Origin of the sequence: Sphingomonas sp. CFBP 13714 (genome assembly GCF_014842205.1) — a bacterium.
GTDB classification, from domain to species: domain Bacteria; phylum Pseudomonadota; class Alphaproteobacteria; order Sphingomonadales; family Sphingomonadaceae; genus Sphingomonas; species Sphingomonas aerolata.
In genome coordinates this window covers 119,828-136,454 of record NZ_JACYVG010000003.1, presented here as the reverse complement: position 1 = coordinate 136,454, position 16,627 = coordinate 119,828, and the positions used below count along the sequence as shown (strand labels likewise).

Genomic DNA, 16,627 nt, shown 5'->3' with positions numbered 1-16,627 from the left:
CTTATTTGCCGGCGAGATACGCCGCGATCGGGTCGATCATGTCCTCGGGGATGCGACGCGCGATGACCGGCATCGTCGCCTGCGACTTGCGCGCGTCGACCACCGTCTCGTCGCCCCGCCAGTTGCGCAGACGCTGTGCGATGTATCTGGCGCTCTGCCCGGCGAGCACCGGATAGGGCTTGCCCGGCGCGTGGCAGCTGGCGCAGGCGGGAAGCTGCTTGGCAGGCAGGCCCAAGCGGACGATCCGCGCAGCATTCACATTGCCTGAGGCTGTGGTGGTGCCGAGACCCGGCATTGCGGCGAAATGCCGCGCAAGCCGCGTCATCTCTCCGGGCGTCAGCGTCGCGGCGGCGTTGGCCATGACCGCGCTCTGGCGCTTGCCAGTCGCATAGGCCTGGAGTGCGGCACGCAGATAGACGGGGCTCTGGTCGCCGAGCACGGGCATATCGGGCTGGCCACGGCCGCGGCCGTCCGTGCCATGACAGCCGGCGCAGACGGCGATGCGTGCTGCGTCAGGACCGGCGGTGCCGCTGCCGGGGACTTCGGTCAGTGCGCGGTAGGTCGCAGGCGACATCTCCGGCAACAGGCGGACGAAGGCGACCATGCGACGAACCTCGTCGTCGCGATCCTTGGCCGCCCAGGCGGGCATGCCGGTGTATTTGACGCCGTGCTTGAGGATCCAGAAGATCTGCTTGTCAGTCCATTCGCGCGCGTTGACCGCGAGGTCGGGGGCAGGGGGCGTCGCCGCCTGCATCACCGGCAACGGACGCACGCCGGGCGCGCCGTGGCACGAGGCGCAGATTGCCCTGAACAGGCCCGCCGCGCTGACGAGGCCTCCATTCGCCTTGGGATCGTCGGGCGCGGTAAAGGCGGCGTGCGTGCGCACTGAATTGCGCATCGTCCAGTGAAGGAACCAGTCGGTGATCTTCCAATGACCCGACGAGGCGGCGATGTTGAACACGCCCGACCAGGCGAACAACAGCCCGGCAAGCGCCAGCGCGACGATCGCGGCGATCGCGCGCGCCCAGGTAATGCGGATCGTCATGCCGTCGCGCTCCGTGTCTTCAATACCCCGCCGAGCATCGCGAGCCCGCCGAGGAAATAGCTTGCCGCGCCGACCATCAGCATGACGACGCCGCCGAGCTGCTGATCCTCGAGCGCGTCGAGGCCGTGCGCGGCCGGGTGCATCGCCATCATCGCGTAAAGCGGCCGCGGGGCGAGGCCGACGAGCGCGCCGAGGAGGGTCATGTGCATCGACGTCAGCAGCATCGCGGCGACGCCCGATACGCGCCGGTCGGTCGCGCCGCCGGTGCGCGTGCCGAGCACCGCACTCCACAACAGCAGACCGGCGGCGAGGAAGCTCGCCTGTTCGAGCAGCAGCGCAACCGGCTGCATGTCGACGCGCAGCCGGAGCGCAGGAAGGTGCCAGAGCCACACGACCACCAGTTCGACCAGCGACATGGCAAGCGGGGTGACGATTGTCGGCCAGCGCTCGGCGGGATCAAACCGGCTGCCCGCGATTCCATAGGCGAGGAACGGCGCAGCGACTGCGACCGCGATCATGTGACCGGTCATGTGGCCGACCATGCCGAGCGGCGCGGCGGCGAACGCCCAGCCGATCGGCACCAGCGCGACGCCCAGCGCGAGGCTCGCGCGCCTCATCGGCAATCGCCGAAGACGATCACGGGCAGCGCGGTGAAGATCACCGCGACGAAGCTCAGGCCTGCGAGCAGCCGGGTCGACAGCGCAAGGAAACGCAGCCGGTCGATCGCGGTCCCTTCGTCATGCGGCGGGGCGTCGCCGGGCGTCTGCGACTGGACGCGTGCGATATAGCCCGCGGCAAGGATACCGAGCAGTGCAACGATCGTCGCGATCAGGGTCGCCAGCGGAAAGCCCGTCAGCGCGGTCGCCGGAGTCGGCGACTTGGCGCACGTCACCGCAACCCACAGATAGCAGAACAGGAAATGCACGGCCCAGATCGTCGGCGGGACGATCAGCGTCCACAACGTGACCTTCAGGTCGCGTGCCCAGTGTTTCCGATTGTCCTTGGGTGTTGTCATGCGACCCCCGGGAACAGGCCGATCGTGCAGAACGTCACGATGCCCGTCAGTGCGAGGAAATGGTGGTAGACGGTGATGTTGCGCAGATCGGCGTCATAGACCGGCGTCATCTTGCCCGCGAGGCTACGCGCGAGCGTATAGGCCTGCATGATCACGCCGATCGCGGCGTGCACCGCCGTCCAGATCGCGAGCGTCCAGACGATTGCCGGATAGACGTGCAGCTCCGGATCCATCCCCGAATACCACGGCCCGGCGAGCCCGGCGAACAGGCTCGACAGCGTTGCGACGATGCCGAGGACCAGCAACAGGCGGCCCATGGCCACGTTGCCGCGACGGTGCACCTCGCGCGCGCCGACAGTCGCCGCCCAGCCGGTCAAAGTCAGCGCCAGCGCGACCATCGGCCAGAATACGCCGGGCCCGTCCAGCCCCGCGCCCGTGGGCGGGAAATTGCTATGGATCGTCCAGAAGAAGAAATAGCCGAAGACGAGCCCCGAAAACGCGGTCGCATCCGCCATCATCGTGATGAACATCGCCCACCAGCCCGGCGCCGATGGCCCCGACGTATAGAGCGGCACCTCGATCCCGTGGCCGATGTGCTTGGTCGGCTTTTCGGGGATCTCGGCGGTGCCGGTCCACAGCCACCACAGCACGCAGGCGAGCGTCGCCACGCCGCTGAGCGCGGACAGGAGATAGAGGTGATAGGTCGTCAGGATGAAGACGCCCGCCAGTGCGACCGCGGTCATCATCGGCTTCACGCTGGGCGTGCCGAGGCGGATGACCTGCAACGGCCGTGCGTCGAGCACGGTGGTGATGATCGACTCGCGCCGCATCTCCTCCGCGTCGGGCAGGAAGAAGCGGCCCTCGTCGACCTTCTGGACGAAGTTCTTCTGGTCCCAGATCGGATAGCGGCTCTCGATCAGCGGGACCGAGCGGATGCCCCAGTCCTCGTCATCGGGCAGCGCCAGCCATTCGAGCGTGCCCGCATTCCACGGATTGCGCGGCGCCTTCGGGCGACGCGGCGACAGCGCGAGGTCGATACACACGATCAGCACGCCGAGTGCGAACATGTAGGAGCCCGCGGTCGAGGCGAGGTTGAGCCCGCCGATGCCGAGCTCCTCGGGGTAGGTGAACACACGGCGCGGCATGCCGAGCAGGCCCGACAGATGCATCGGGAAGAACGTCAGGTTCATGCCGACGAACATGATCCAGAACGCGGTCCGCCCGAGCCGATCCGACAGCTTCTTGCCGGTCACCAGCGGCCAGTAATAATAGAGCCCGGCGAACAGCGGCAGCAGCGTCCCGCCGATCAGCACGTAATGGAGATGCGCGACGATGAAATAGGTGTCGTGCGCCTGCCAGTCGAACGGTGCGACCGCGACCATTACGCCGGTCAGACCGCCGATCACGAACACCGCGAGGCTGCCACTCGCGTAAAGCAAGGGCGTCGACTTCTTGACGTTGCCCGCCCAGAGCGTCGCGATGAACACGAAGATCTGGACACCGGTCGGGATCGCAACCGCCTCGGACGCTGCCGCGAAGAAGGCGAGGCTGATCTTTGGCAGCCCGGTCGTGAACATGTGGTGGACCCACAACCCGAAGCTCAGGAACGCGGTGCCGACCGCCGCCAGCACGATCCACGGATAGCCGAGCAGATGCCGCTGCGCGAAGGTCGGGATCAGCATCGCGAACAACGCGATCGACGGCAGGAAGACGATATAGACTTCGGGGTGGCCGAAGATCCAGAACAGGTGCTGCCACAGCAGCGGGTCGCCGCCCTTTTCCGCGTTGAAGAACGGCCAGTTGAGCAGCCGCTCCATCTCGAACAGCACGTCGCCTGCGATCAGCGGCGGGAAGGCGAACAGGATCATCACCGCGACGACGAGGATGTACCAGGCGTAGAGCGGCATGAGGTTGAGCCGCATGCCGGGCGGGCGGCATTTGAGCACGCCGACGATCAGTTCGACGGCGGCTGCGACCGACGACACCTCGATAAAGCTGAGGCCGAGCATCCAGATGTCCGCACCGAGCCCGCTGAGATCGGTCCGCGTCGTCAGCGGCGGATACATGAACCAGCCGCCATCGGGGGCGGCGTCGAAGAAGATCGATCCGGAGACGAACACGCCGCCGATCAGGAAGCTCCAATAGCCAAAGCCCGACAGTCGCGGAAACGGCAGGTCGCGCGCGCCAAGCAGCTGTGGCAGCAGGATGATCGAGACCGCCTCGAACATCGGCACCGCGAACAGGAACATCATCATCGAGCCGTGCAGCGTGAACAGCTGGTTGAACGTGTTCGCGGTGACGAGATCGTTGTTCGGCACCGCCAGCTGCGTGCGCATGATCAGCGCAAGCACGCCTGCGAACAGCATGAAGCCGAACGCGGTCAGCGTGTACCAGACGCCGATCCGGTTGTTGTTGACGTCGGTCCAGCGGAAGAACCAGCCCGAGGGCGGCTTCCACACCTCGCGCAGGCGATCCTCCTGGCCCTTGCGGACCGCGGGATCATTCTGGTCGGGGGCGACATAGGCTGGACTGTCGGTCGTCATTTCAGCCCCTGAAGATAGCTGGCGATCTGGTCGGCTTCGGCGGCCGACATCTGCGGGAAGGCGGGCATGCGGACGCCGGGCTTGGTCTTGCCGGGCTCACGCACGAACCGCGCGATATTGCCGTGGGTCATCGGCAGGATCCCTGCGGCCAGGGTCGGACGTGATCCGAAATGCGTCAGGTCGGGGCCGATCTTTGCCGCCGGGCCCACCCCGCGAACGCTGTGGCAGCCGCTGCAGCCATAGCTGGCGAACAGCCTCGCACCGGGCGATGCGGTGACCGTCGCGGGTCGCGCCTGCGCGGCCAGCCAGCGTTCGAATGCAGCGGGCTCCATCGCGACGACGTCGAATGCCATCAGCGCATGCCCCAGCCCGCAGAATTCGGCGCAGACGCCGCGATATGTTCCCGCCTTGGTTGCACGAACGACGAGGCGATTGGTGCGGCCGGGGATCATGTCCATCTTGCCCGCAAGCCCCGGCACCCAGAAGCTGTGGATGACGTCGGGGCTGCGCAGCGACAGCTCGACGGTGCGGCCGACGGGGAGGCGGAGTTCGTTCGCCGCCTCGACGACCGCGCCACCGGGCGGGGCGTATCGTACGCGCCACCAGAACTGCTCGCCATCGACGCCGATCCGCAGGTCGGCATCGGCGACCGGTCGGGGGCGCATCGCGGGCAACGCGTAGAGCAGCAGCGCGAGCAACAGGATCGACGGGCCGATCCCGCCGAGCCACAGGACCATCTTCATCCCGCCCTTGTGCGTCAACCGCCCCTCGGGCGCGCGGATCGCGTGCCGCATCAGCAGCGCAAGGCCAAGCGCCAGGACGACCGCGCCGACGACCAGCACGATAGTGATCGACAGCACCTGATCGGCCTGTTCGCCGAACGGAGCCAGCGTCGACTGGTGCCGGTTGCAGGCGCCAAGCGCCGGCAGGAACGCCCAGACGGAAAGTAAACTTGCCTTCCGCATCATCGCCTTAGCTTCCCCTTTGAGCAGATCCTCTAGCTGTGGCCGAAACGGCGTTAAACCCCTTAAATGAACTTTCCGTCATGGACTGGCACAACCCGGGCAGGGGTGGCTGGCATGTGGACTAGGGCTGGCGGATGAGATCGCGGATACGACCGGCCAGCGCGTCGATCGCAAAGGGTTTCGTCATCACGTGCATGCCCGGATCGAGATGGCCATTGCCGACCACGGCATTCTCGGCATAGCCGGTGATGAAGAGGATCTTGAGGTCCGGACGGCCCACGCGCGCGGCATCCGCCATCTGCCGCCCGTTCATCCCGCCCGGCAATCCGACATCCGTGACCAGCAAGTCGATGCGCGTGTCGGACTGGAGGATCTTCAGGCCGGCAGGCCCGTCCGCAGCCTCGATCGCGGCATAGCCCAGTTCCTCGAGCACCTCTACGACCAGCATGCGAACGGTGGGCTCGTCGTCGACGATCAGCACCGTCTCGCCACGGACCGCGCGCGGGGCCTCGGCAAAGTCGGGCTGCGGTTCGTCCTCGTCCGACGGACCAAAATGCCGCGGCAGATAGATGCAGATATTGCTGCCTTCGCCGACCTCCGAATAGATCCGGACCTGTCCGCCCGACTGGCGCGCAAAGCCGTAGATCATCGACAGACCAAGTCCGGTGCCCAGACCCAGGGGCTTGGTCGTGAAGAACGGATCAAAGGCCTTAGCGACGACCTCGGGCGGCATGCCGGTGCCGTTGTCGGACACGCAGAGCGAGACATATTGACCGGGATCGAGATCGCGGTCGCGACCCATCCGCGCGTCGATCCAGCGATTGGCCGTCTCGATCGTCAGCCGTCCGCCGGTGGGCATCGCATCGCGCGCGTTGATGCACAGGTTGAGGATCGCGTTTTCGAGCTGGTTGGGATCGACGAGCGTCGACCACAGCCCGGCGGAGGCGACCACCTCGACGGCGACGTCGGGCCCGACTGTCCGGCGCACGAGCTCCTCCAGCCCGCCGATCAACCGGTTGACGTCGGTCGGCCGGGGGTCGAGCGTCTGCCGCCGCGAAAAGGCCAGCAGGCGGTGGGTCAGCGCCGCGGCACGTTTGGCGGCACCCTGTGCGGCAAGCGAGTAGCGTTCGACATCGCCCAGCCGTCCCTGTGCGATGCGGATGCCGAGCAGCTCGAGGCTGCCCATGATTCCGGTCAGCAGATTGTTGAAGTCGTGCGCCAGCCCGCCGGTCAGCTGGCCCACGGCTTCCATCTTCTGGCTCTGGCGCAGTGCGGCCTCGACATCCATCAACTCGCGGGTGCGCGCGGCGACCTGATCCTCGAGCGTTTCGGTCCAGGCGAGCAGTTCGGCGGCATGCCGGCGGCCATCGTCGATGTCCGTATTGGTGCCGACCCAGCGCGTGATCTGGCCGCCGATGGTCCGTACCGGCTCCGCGCGAGCAAGAAACCATCGGTAGCCGCCATCAGCACTACGCAACCGGAACTCGGCGGCATAGGTAGTGCCCGTATCGCGTGCGGCCTGCCACGTCGTCGCCGTGGCCTCGCGATCGTCGGCGTGAACCAGTGACAGCCAGGTGCCGGATCCAGTTAGAGCGCCGGGCGAAATACCGGCATAATCATAGACCTGCTGGTTGACCCAGTAGATCTCGCCATCGGGACGCGCCGCCCAGATCAGGCTGGGCACCGCTTGCGCGAAGACGCGGAACTGTTCTTCACTCTCGCGGAGTGCTGCTTCCGCACGCAGCCGCTCGGTCGCCGCACGAACCCGGTCCGCGACCTCGCGCATAAGCTGGAGTTCCTCGTCCGCCCAGACTCGCGGCTGATCGTGATTGGCATAGAGCAGCGCGACGAAGGCATCCTGTTCGAGCAACGGCATGTTGACGAACGACCATGCGCTGATCGCCTTCAGGCCGGCAGCACCCGCAGCGGTGCGCGGGTCGCGCTCGACATCGGCGATCACGACCGTGCGCCCTGCCTTCAGATCCTCGATATAGGACCCATAGTCGCGGAACTGCAGCATGCCCGCCAGGGTACGTGTTCCCGGCGCATTCCAGTCCCGCTCGACGGTGATCGTCTCGGCAAGGGTGTCGATCACACCGTAGCCGACCCGGCTGACCTGCAGGGCGTGGCCGAGGATTTCGGCCGCTGCATAGGCGATTGCCGCAGGGTCGGTCAGATCGCGAATCGCATCGCCGAGCGCCAGCAACGCGGTTTGCCGCACGTCGGCGAGCTTGCGGGCGGTGATTTCAAAGCTGATCCCAGGAAAACGTAGCGCAGTCCCGTCGGCCGCGCGCTCGCAACGGCCCTGCGCGATCACCCAGCGGATCGTCCCGTCGCGCTCCAGCAGGCGATATTCGGCTTCGAAGGGGCCGCCCGATTGGACGGCCATCTCGATTGCCTGCTCGGTGCGCGCGCGGTCGTCCGGATGAATGCCTTGAAAGAACGTCGTTATCGGTGCGCCGGCCAATGCCGCCGCCGGATCCACCCCGTACAGCAGAGCGAACCGGGCATCGGCGGTGACGCGATCCCGGGCGATGTCCCAGTCCCAGGTACCGATCCCGCCCCCGGCCGAAAGCGCCAGCTGCAACCGTTCCTCGGCCTCGCGGGCGAGCGTCTCTGTCCTGTGCCGCTCGGTCACGTCGCTGAGCAGCACAGCGATCTTGACCGAGCCCGGCTCGCCAATCCGCGCGACCTGTGCATCATAGCGCCGATCGCCCTGCGCCACGCGCGTCTCGAACCGGGTTGCGTGCCCGGTCCGGGCGATCTCGCCGAACGTCCCCATCCAGTCGCCATCCAGTGCGGGCTGCAGCGCGTGCCAGGTCTGTCCGACCGGGTCGCGCAAGCCCGTCTGCCGGAGAAATTGCGCGTTCGCCTCGAGGAACCGACAATCGATCACGCGATCGCCGTCAAAGATCAGATCGACCAGCCCGAAGCCGATATCGATCGCGGTGAACACTTCGCGATAGTCGCCTTCGCCGGGACGTGCCGATACGTGCTGACGGTCGTTCCCGGGGACATTGTTCGGACTCGAGGGCATCGAATTTTCTACTCGCAGGAACACCAACTCTGGTCCGGCATACGACCAGCCATGCAGCCGGCGTCACTGGACCCGGGTCGTCAAACGCGAGACAGGCGGTGGTCGATCCCCGGGAAGTTTGGTGTCATGCGGAACGGACGCGCGCGCTGGCGGATGTCAGGGCGGACGCGACGCGTTCGGCCCAGGCGGCGCAGCCGTCGGGTGCGCCGATCAGGTCCTGGCGGATTTCGATTTCGGCATAGAAACGCCGGGCAGGATAGGCATGCCGCGGGATCGTATAGTCGATCAGGTCCATCCGATAGGGCTCGTTGTCGCCCACCACGAGGTCGGGCTCATCCGCCAGTACCTCGAGCATCGCGAGGGCGAAGCGCGTGTCGCCGCCATCGTGCAGGATGCCGATATGCCAGGGCCGAATTGCCGCTCCGTCCGCGCCGCGCATCGCCGGGGTGAAGCTGTGCAGCGCAACCAGAATGGTCGGTTGTCCGGCGGCATCCCGGCGTGCGATCTCGGCCGCGATCGCCGCATGATAGGGCGCATGGATCACCGCATATCGCGCGGCTCGATCCGCCTCGCTCAGGTCGCGATTGCCGGGGATCGGCGTGCCGTCGCTGGTCTCGGCGATCGCATCGGGTTGCGTCTCGCTCCGGTTGCAGTCGACGACCAGCCGAGAATAGGTCTGGTGGATGAAGACCGCGTCGAGCCGGTTCGCCAGCAACCGTCCGACCTCGCCGACGCCGATGTCCCAGCCGATGTGTCGGCCCAGTTCGGCATCGTCGAGACCGAGCGACCCGAGCGACACGGGCACTGAATTTCCAGCATGATCGCCGATCAGGAGGAACGATGATGCGCCTTTCGGGTTGACGATGACGGTCGGAGGCCTGTCTCCTGCCGCGATCAGCGGTCCCTCGGTCCGGTTGGTCATGCGATACGGATCCTGAATGCCATTTCTCACACTTTCTCACGTGACGAGATACACTTACCGGCAACCGGTAGCATTTGGCGAGCACCGTATCATGGTCCGTCCGCGCGAAAGCCATGACCAGCAGCTGATTTCGGCCGAACTGACCATAACCCCCGAACCGTCGGAGGTGCGCTGGCTGCACGACGTGTTCGGCAATTCGGTGGCGATCGCGACCTTCGATCGCCGTGCGCGTGAACTCGTGTTCGACAGCCGGGTGCGGCTTGATCACAGCCCCGCCGAACTCGCGACGGTCGATATCGAGCAATACGCACGTTCCTATCCGTTCACCTATTCGTCCGAGGACATGCCCGACCTGTTGCGGTCGATCGAGCGCCAGCATCACGATCCGCACCGCGAGATCGATCGCTGGGCGCGGCGGTTCCTCGATCCCTCGGGGCGGACGGATACGCTGGTGATGCTGTCCGACATGACCGCGGCGATCCGGCGCGACTTCACCTATGTGCCGCGCCCCGAGAAGGGGACGCAGTCGCCGATCGAGACGCTTGCCCGGCGCAAGGGTACCTGCCGCGATTACGCGATGCTGATGATCGAGGCGGCGCGCGCGCTCGGCTTCGCGGCGCGGTTCGTGTCGGGCTATGTCTACAACCCCTCAAGCCGCGAGCAGCGGACCGGGGGCGGCAATACACATGCCTGGGTCCGCATCTATCTGCCGGGATCGGGTTGGGTCGAGTTCGATCCGACCAACGGCATCATCGGCAGTCGCGGGCTGATCCGCGTCGCGATCGCCCGCGACATCTATCAGGCCGTGCCGATCTCGGGAAGCTGGGCGGGGTTCCCCGGCAGTTTCCTCGACATGACCGTTTCGGTCGACATCGCGGTCGACGAGCCGAGCGCCGCCCCTACAGCCACAACCCCGCTCGCGCCGCAGCCGGTCCGGGCATGAGAAAGACGACCGCATGCTGATCCGCGCCGGCTATGATATTCGCTTTGAGGCCGATGTTCCGACGCCGCTGATGGCGATGCTGAGCCTTCACCCGTCGCGCAACCGCGATCTGGTCACCCCGCACCGGATCGTCGCGAGCCCCGACGTCCCGATCTACGATTATCTCGACGCGTTCGGGAATGTCTGCACGCGCATGACCGTCCCCGCCGGCGGCCTGACGCTGTCGTGCGACTTCACGATCGAGGATGACGGGCAGCCCGACCCGGCCGATCCGGATGCCATCCAGCATGCCGTCGAGGACCTGCCGGACGAGATCCTCGTCTTCCTGCTTGGCAGCCGCTATTGCGAGACCGACCGGCTGTCCGAAACTGCCTGGTCGCTGTTCGGGCATGTGCCCTCAGGCTGGGCGCGCGTGCAGGCGATCGTGCAGTTCACGCACGACCATATCGAGTTCGGCTATCATCATGCGCGGGCGACCAAGACCGCCTGGGATGCGCATCAGGAACAGCAGGGCGTGTGCCGCGATTTCGCGCATCTCGCGATCACGCTGTGCCGCTGCATGAACATTCCGGCGCGCTATTGCACCGGCTATCTCGGCGATATCGGCATTCCCCCGGTCGATGCACCGATGGATTTTTCGGCGTGGTTCGACGTCTATCTCGGCGGGCGCTGGCATACGTTCGACGCACGGCACAACCAGCCGCGGATCGGCCGGATCCTGATGGCGCGCGGCCGCGATGCGACCGATGCCGCGCTCACGACGACGTTCGGGCCAGCGCGGCTCGTGGGCTTCGACGTCCATACCGACAGCGTCGACGCGGCGGCTTGAGCCCGCCGCAGCGTCGGTTTACGCTTGTCACCCCGCCGGCGTTCGTGCGAACGCCGCGACACCATTAAACAATGCTGCGATGCACCATATGCCTGTTTCTTCGACACCCGGTTCCGTCCCGAGCAACGCCAACGCGCTGCTGCTGCAAGCGATCGCGCTGCGCCAGTGCGTGACCGCGGTCTACAACCGGATGCATGTCAAACTCGCGCCGCATATCCTGTTCACGCGCCATGATGACGTGTTCGTCGACGCGGTCACGCTGCAGCGCGACGGACAGCCGCCCAAGGAGATCAAGCTCGGCACGTTCAAGCTCGCCGGGCTGAAGGATATCGTCGTGATCGACGAGGGGTTCCGGCCCGACGCCGTCTTCAACCCGCACGACATCAAATATGAGGGCGTGACGCTCTTCGTCGTCGAGCCGAACTGACCGCCAAACGGACTGGCGCCGTGGTTACGGCGCTGGTGGCAGCCAAGCCGTCTCGATCTCGCCATAGCGGTCGACAAAGCCCGTCCGCCGCATTTGAAGCTCCGGGTCGAGGATCCGGACTCGACGACCGTTGCGCTCGATCACGCCGTCACGCTCGAGCGCACGGATCGTCCGGTTGACGTGCACCTTGGTCAAGCCGAGCGCATCGCCGATATCGCTCTGCGTCAGGGGCAGGTCGAAGGAGTCGATCACGCCACCGGCAGTGACCCGAAGACGCGCCAGGATATCGAGCAGGAGCGTGGTCAGCCGCTCCGCAGCACCTTTGCGGCCGATCGAGGTGAGCCGGTCGCTCATCGCGACATTCTCCGCCGCGGCGATGGCGTAGAGCAGCCCGGCGAGCCGCGGCTGCTGGCGGAAGATCTGCCCTAGATCGGCCTTGGGCAGTTCGGTGACGGTGCAGTCCGACACCGCGGTCAGCGTCGCCGAGGCCTGCGACCAGGCGATGCTCGACGTGCCGATCAGGTCGCCGGCATAGTGGAAGCGCAGGATCTGGCGGCCGCCCGCTGCGAGCCGCGCCGCCGAATGCAGCCAGCCATAATGGACGACGAACAGCGCATGGCTCGTCCCGCCCTCGGCCATCAGGATCTCGCCGGGCTTGAGCCGGATCTCGCGTTGCTCGGCGCGCGAGATCGCAGCGCGTTCCTCTTCCGTCAGCGCAAGATGGCGTTCGAGCCGCGCGATCAACCCACTTCGATGCATCGTTCCGCCCCTGCATTCGCCCTTGTCGGCGGCCCCTGTCGGCTGCCCATCTCGGCTGCCCGTTGCGGCCGCCCGTAACCCCATGCTCAACCATGCGGTTCGTCCGGTCGTCAACAGGTCGATTGGTCCGTATCAGCCTTTATCAAGCTGTCCCAGAATGATCGGCGTAAATCGGTCGGCGATCCGATCGATGCCGCGTGTGTTCGGATGGACATGATCACGCTGCATCAGCGCGGTGTCGCCGATCACGCCATCGAGAATGAACGGATAGAGTCCCGCACCATAGGTCTTGGCAAGATCGGGCCAGATCGTGTCGAACGCCGCCTGATATTCGGGGCCGAGATTGGGAGGCGCCCGCATGCCCGTCAGCACGACCGGGATCTTGCGGCGGCGCGCCTCGTCCATCATCGCGGTCAGGTTGGCGCGGGTCTCGGCGGGCGGGATCTGACGCAGCACGTCGTTGCCGCCCAGTCCGAGCAGGATGAGATCGGGTTTGCGGGGCAGGCTGTCGAGCGCGAAGGCGAACCGCTGGCGCCCGGCCGCGCTGGTGTCGCCCGAGACGCCGGCATTGACGATCGTCGCGTTGACGTCCTTGCGGCGGAGAGTCGCCTGCAACACATCGGGCAGGCTGTGACCGCGCGCGACGCCGTACCCCGCGTACAGACTGTCGCCAAAGGCCAGGATCAGGCGCTCGCGACCGGCCGGCGCGGGAGGCATCGCGACCGCCGTACCATCGACGGCCGTGTCGTTGCCCGCGCCGCGGGTGGCCGCCACAGGGGCCGAGCTATCCGCCGCCCGATCGCACCCCGCGAGGACCAGCGCTTGGAGAACCGCGGCGACTGCCACATATGAAGGCCTGCATCGCTCCAACGTAAAGTGCTCCATGTCCCGATCAACCTCCGACGATATGGTGATATCGGCCCGCAATGTCACGCTGACGCTCGGCAGTGCCAGTGCCGCGACCGCGATCCTCAAGGGGATCGATCTCGACATTGCGCGGGGCAGCAGCGTGGCGCTGCTCGGGCCCTCAGGGTCGGGCAAATCGTCGCTGATGGCGGTGCTGTCCGGGCTCGAACAGGCGAGCGGCGGAGAGGTCGAGGTGGCGGGACTCGATTTCGGCGCGCTCGACGAGGATGCGCTGGCGCGCGCGCGGCGTGGTCGTATTGGCATCGTGCTCCAGGCATTTCATCTGTTGCCGACGATGACCGCGCTCGAAAACGTCGCCGTCCCGATGGAGCTTGCCGGCATGGCCGATGCGTTCGCACGCGCCGCCGTCGAGCTGGAGGCGGTCGGGCTTGGCCACCGGACCGGGCATTATCCGACCCAGCTGTCGGGCGGGGAGCAGCAGCGTGTCGCGATCGCCCGCGCGCTGGGACCGCGGCCGGACCTCGTCTTTGCGGACGAGCCGACGGGCAACCTTGATGCCGCGACGGGTGCGGCGGTGATGGATCTGCTGTTCGATCGACGCGCGGCGACCGGCGCGACGCTGATCATCATCACGCATGATCCGGTTCTTGCGGCGCGGTGCGATCGGGTCGTCGAGCTTGGTGACGGGCGTATCGTCCGCGACCAGTTGCGGTCCGTGACGGGCGCGGGGGCATGACCGACTGGCGGCTCGCCTGGCGTCTGGCTAGGCGCGAGCTAAATCTCCGGTTCCGCGGCCTGCGACTGCTGCTTGCCTGTCTGTTCCTGGGGGTCGGCGCGCTGGCGGCGATCGGCAGCCTGACCCGCGCGATCGACGGCGAACTGGCAAGTCGTGGCAGCACGATCCTGGGTGGCGACGTCGAATTCGCCACGTCGCAACGCGCTGCGACACCCGAGGAGCGCCGCGCGATGGCCGCGCTCGGCACCGTATCGGAGACGGTGCGCATGCAGGCGACGGCGGTGCGCGAAACAGCCAGCGTGCCGATCGAACTGAAGGGCGTCGATCGGTCCTATCCGTTGTACGGCACGGTCCGGTTTGCCGATGGGCGCGCAGCGGAACCGCCGCGCGACTCGGGGATCTGGATCGCGCCCGCGCTCGCCGACCGGCTGGGCGTCGGCCGCGGCGCCCGGGTCCGGCTGGGTACGGCCGAGTTCGTGGTCGACCATGTCCTTGCCGAGGAGCCTGACCGGCTGGGCGAAGGCTTTACGCTGGGGCCTGTCGCGATCGTTTCGCTGCCCGGGATTGCGCGGACCGGCCTGATCCAGCCCGGCAGCCTTTACGAGACAAAATATCGCGTCCGCCTCACGTCGGGACTCGCGCCAACGCGCGCCGTCGACCGGATCAAAGCGGCATTCCCTTCCGCGGGCTGGGAAAGCAAGACCCGCGACCGTGCAGCGCCCGGTGCCGAGCGCTTCGTCCAACGGATGGGCCAGTTCCTGTTGCTCGTCGGCCTCTCCGCGCTCGTCATCGCCGGTATCGGCGTCGGGAATGGGGTTTCGTCCTATCTTGCCGCGCGGCGCCAGAGCATCGCCGCGCTCAAGGTACTTGGTGCGACGTCCGGGATGATCGCCAGGGTCTATCTGATCCAGATCGTCGTCGTCGCCGGGATTGGCATTCTCGCCGGATTGATTGCCGGCGCCGCGGCGGTGCCGTTGATCGTCGCGCTCGCGGGCGACGTGCTGCCGGTCGCGCCGAGCTTCGCGGTGCAGCCCGTGCCGCTGCTGCTCGCCGCTGTCTATGGCATGGTGATCGCGCTGGCGTTTACCGCGCCAGCACTGGTCGAAGCCGGAAGCGTGCCGGCGGTCGTGCTGTTGCGTGGCAATGCCGGCCAGCGGCGCGTACCGTTGCGCCGGACGCTGCCCTGGGTCGCCGGTGGCGGGCTTGCGCTCGTCGCGCTCGCGCTGCTGACGGCGGAACAGCCCGGGCTCAGCGCGGGGTTCCTTGCGGCGGTCGCGGCAGTGTTGCTCCTCCTCGCCGGGTTCGGGTGGCTCATCCGGATCGCGGCTGCGCGATTGCCGCGGGCGCGCCAGCCTTTGCTTAGGCTTGCGGTTGCAGCACTGCACCGTCCCGGCGCTCGCACCGGCACGCTGGTGGTCGCCCTCGGCCTGGGGCTGACGCTATTCGTCCTGTTGGCCGCAATCCGGACGAGCATCGACGCGAATATCGCGCGGACCGTTCCGCAGCGCGCGCCCGCCTTGTTCGCGCTCGACGTCCCGCCGCAGCGCGAGGCCGAATTCCGCCGCACGGTCGCTGAGGCCGCGCGCAAGCCGGTGGTGACCACCGTGCCCGCGATGCGCGGGACGATCACGGGCTATGCGACGACGCGTGTCGCCGATCTCAAGACCTTGCCCGAAGGCGCTTGGGCGCTGCGTGGCGAACGCGGCCTGACCTATGCCGAGACGCTGCCGGACGGCAGCACGATCACCGCCGGGCGCTGGTGGCCGCGCGGCTATGCCGGGCCGCCGCTGGTGTCGATCGACGAGCGGCTGGCCAAGGCGCTCAGTCTGAAGATCGGCGATCCGATCCAGTACAGCCTGCTGGGTGTCGAGCGGAGTGCGCGGATCGCCTCGTTCCGGCGGATCAGCTGGGACACGCTCGGCTTCAACTTCGTCATGGTCTTTTCCCCCAACGCGATCGCCGACGCGCCGCATAATCTGGCGGCGACGATCGATCTCGACCGTGGCGAGGAGGGGGCGGTGATGCGTGCCCTGCTGCCGCGGTTTCCGTCTGTTTCGGTGATCGAGGTCCGCGACGTTCTGGGGCAGTTGCGGACGATCGTGGGGCAGATGGCGACCGCGATCACCGCGGCGGCGTCGGTTGCGATCCTTGCCGGTATCGCTGTGCTGATCGGGGCGATCGCCGCGGCGCGCGAAGCGCGGACCTATGACGGCGTGATCCTCCGCACGCTCGGCGCGACGCGTCTCCAGGTGCTCGGCGTCCAGGCGCTCGAATATGCGTTTCTGACGGTGATCCTGTCCGCGGTGGCGCTGCTGCTGGGGCTGGGGGGGGCGTGGTATGTCGTCACGCAGGTCTTCGCGTTCACATGGCTGCCGAGCTATCCGGCGGTGTTTGCGACGCTGATCGTAGGTGCGGGGCTGACGATGGCGATCGGGCTGATCGGGGCCTGGCCGATCCTCAGCGCCAGGCCAGCCCGGGCGTTGCGCGACCTCTGACCTGTTGCGGTCGCGGCACGAAATCGCGGTCGCGGCGTTTGCAA

Annotated in this window: 14 protein-coding genes; 5 read left to right on the top strand and 9 right to left on the bottom strand. The window is 67.0% G+C overall.

Annotated elements, in window-relative coordinates; all coding sequences use genetic code 11:
• Position 1: 1 nt before the first annotated feature.
• The 7 genes from IFT54_RS08555 to IFT54_RS08525 form a co-directional block, all read right to left on the bottom strand.
• Entirely contained in the window at positions 2–1,045 is a 1,044-nt protein-coding gene (locus tag IFT54_RS08555) for a c-type cytochrome (protein WP_192070305.1), read from the bottom strand.
• Complete coding sequence (locus tag IFT54_RS08550; RefSeq protein WP_056675688.1) at positions 1,042–1,662, bottom strand: cytochrome c oxidase assembly protein; 621 nt, start codon at positions 1,660–1,662, stop codon at positions 1,042–1,044. Before IFT54_RS08550 ends, IFT54_RS08555 begins: the two co-directional genes overlap by 4 nt.
• Entirely contained in the window at positions 1,659–2,060 is a 402-nt protein-coding gene (locus tag IFT54_RS08545; RefSeq protein ID WP_107933457.1) for a hypothetical protein, read from the bottom strand. Before IFT54_RS08545 ends, IFT54_RS08550 begins: the two co-directional genes overlap by 4 nt.
• Positions 2,057–4,603 (bottom strand): cytochrome c oxidase subunit I, encoded by a 2,547-nt coding sequence (ctaD, locus tag IFT54_RS08540; RefSeq protein WP_192070304.1) that lies wholly within the window; start codon positions 4,601–4,603, stop codon positions 2,057–2,059. The genes IFT54_RS08545 and ctaD overlap by 4 nt, the downstream gene beginning before the upstream one ends.
• Complete coding sequence (locus IFT54_RS08535) at positions 4,600–5,568, bottom strand: c-type cytochrome (protein ID WP_192070537.1); 969 nt, start codon at positions 5,566–5,568, stop codon at positions 4,600–4,602. The genes ctaD and IFT54_RS08535 overlap by 4 nt, the downstream gene beginning before the upstream one ends.
• Before the next feature lie 121 nt (positions 5,569–5,689).
• Positions 5,690–8,605 carry a PAS domain-containing protein gene (locus tag IFT54_RS08530; protein ID WP_192070303.1) on the bottom strand — a complete coding sequence of 972 codons (2,916 nt, stop codon included), beginning with the start codon at positions 8,603–8,605 and terminating at the stop codon, positions 5,690–5,692.
• A 124-nt stretch (positions 8,606–8,729) separates the two neighbouring features.
• Positions 8,730–9,527, bottom strand: coding sequence for an N-formylglutamate amidohydrolase (locus tag IFT54_RS08525; RefSeq protein ID WP_192070299.1), 798 nt, complete (start codon positions 9,525–9,527; stop codon positions 8,730–8,732).
• A 16-nt stretch (positions 9,528–9,543) separates the two neighbouring features.
• Between IFT54_RS08525 and IFT54_RS08520 the strand changes: the two genes are divergently transcribed.
• From IFT54_RS08520 to IFT54_RS08510, 3 genes are all read left to right on the top strand, one after another.
• Positions 9,544–10,470, top strand: coding sequence for a transglutaminase family protein (locus IFT54_RS08520; protein WP_192070297.1), 927 nt, complete (start codon positions 9,544–9,546; stop codon positions 10,468–10,470).
• Positions 10,471–10,483: 13 nt separating this feature from the next.
• On the top strand, positions 10,484–11,299 hold the full coding sequence (locus tag IFT54_RS08515; protein WP_192070295.1) for a transglutaminase-like domain-containing protein: 816 nt from the start codon (positions 10,484–10,486) through the stop codon (positions 11,297–11,299).
• A gap of 88 nt (positions 11,300–11,387) precedes the next feature.
• Positions 11,388–11,726 carry a hypothetical protein gene (locus IFT54_RS08510; protein WP_192070294.1) on the top strand — a complete coding sequence of 113 codons (339 nt, stop codon included), beginning with the start codon at positions 11,388–11,390 and terminating at the stop codon, positions 11,724–11,726.
• 24 nt (positions 11,727–11,750) lie between these two features.
• On the opposite strand, the gene IFT54_RS08505 is transcribed toward IFT54_RS08510, so the two are convergent.
• Together IFT54_RS08505 and IFT54_RS08500 are read right to left on the bottom strand one after the other, a co-directional pair.
• Positions 11,751–12,485: a Crp/Fnr family transcriptional regulator gene (locus IFT54_RS08505; protein WP_031395205.1), complete on the bottom strand. Its 735-nt coding sequence runs from the start codon at positions 12,483–12,485 to the stop codon at positions 11,751–11,753.
• A gap of 132 nt (positions 12,486–12,617) precedes the next feature.
• Positions 12,618–13,331, bottom strand: a complete 714-nt coding sequence (locus IFT54_RS08500; protein ID WP_342354791.1) for an arylesterase — start codon at positions 13,329–13,331, stop codon at positions 12,618–12,620.
• Between the two features lie 37 nt (positions 13,332–13,368).
• Here IFT54_RS08500 and IFT54_RS08495 point away from each other — a divergent pair, with 37 nt between their 5' ends.
• A complete protein-coding gene (locus IFT54_RS08495; protein ID WP_192070292.1) occupies positions 13,369–14,088 on the top strand; it encodes an ABC transporter ATP-binding protein in 720 nt (239 codons plus the stop codon).
• Positions 14,085–16,583, top strand: coding sequence for an ABC transporter permease (locus tag IFT54_RS08490; protein WP_192070286.1), 2,499 nt, complete (start codon positions 14,085–14,087; stop codon positions 16,581–16,583). The genes IFT54_RS08495 and IFT54_RS08490 overlap by 4 nt, the downstream gene beginning before the upstream one ends.
• Positions 16,584–16,627: the final 44 nt, after the last annotated feature.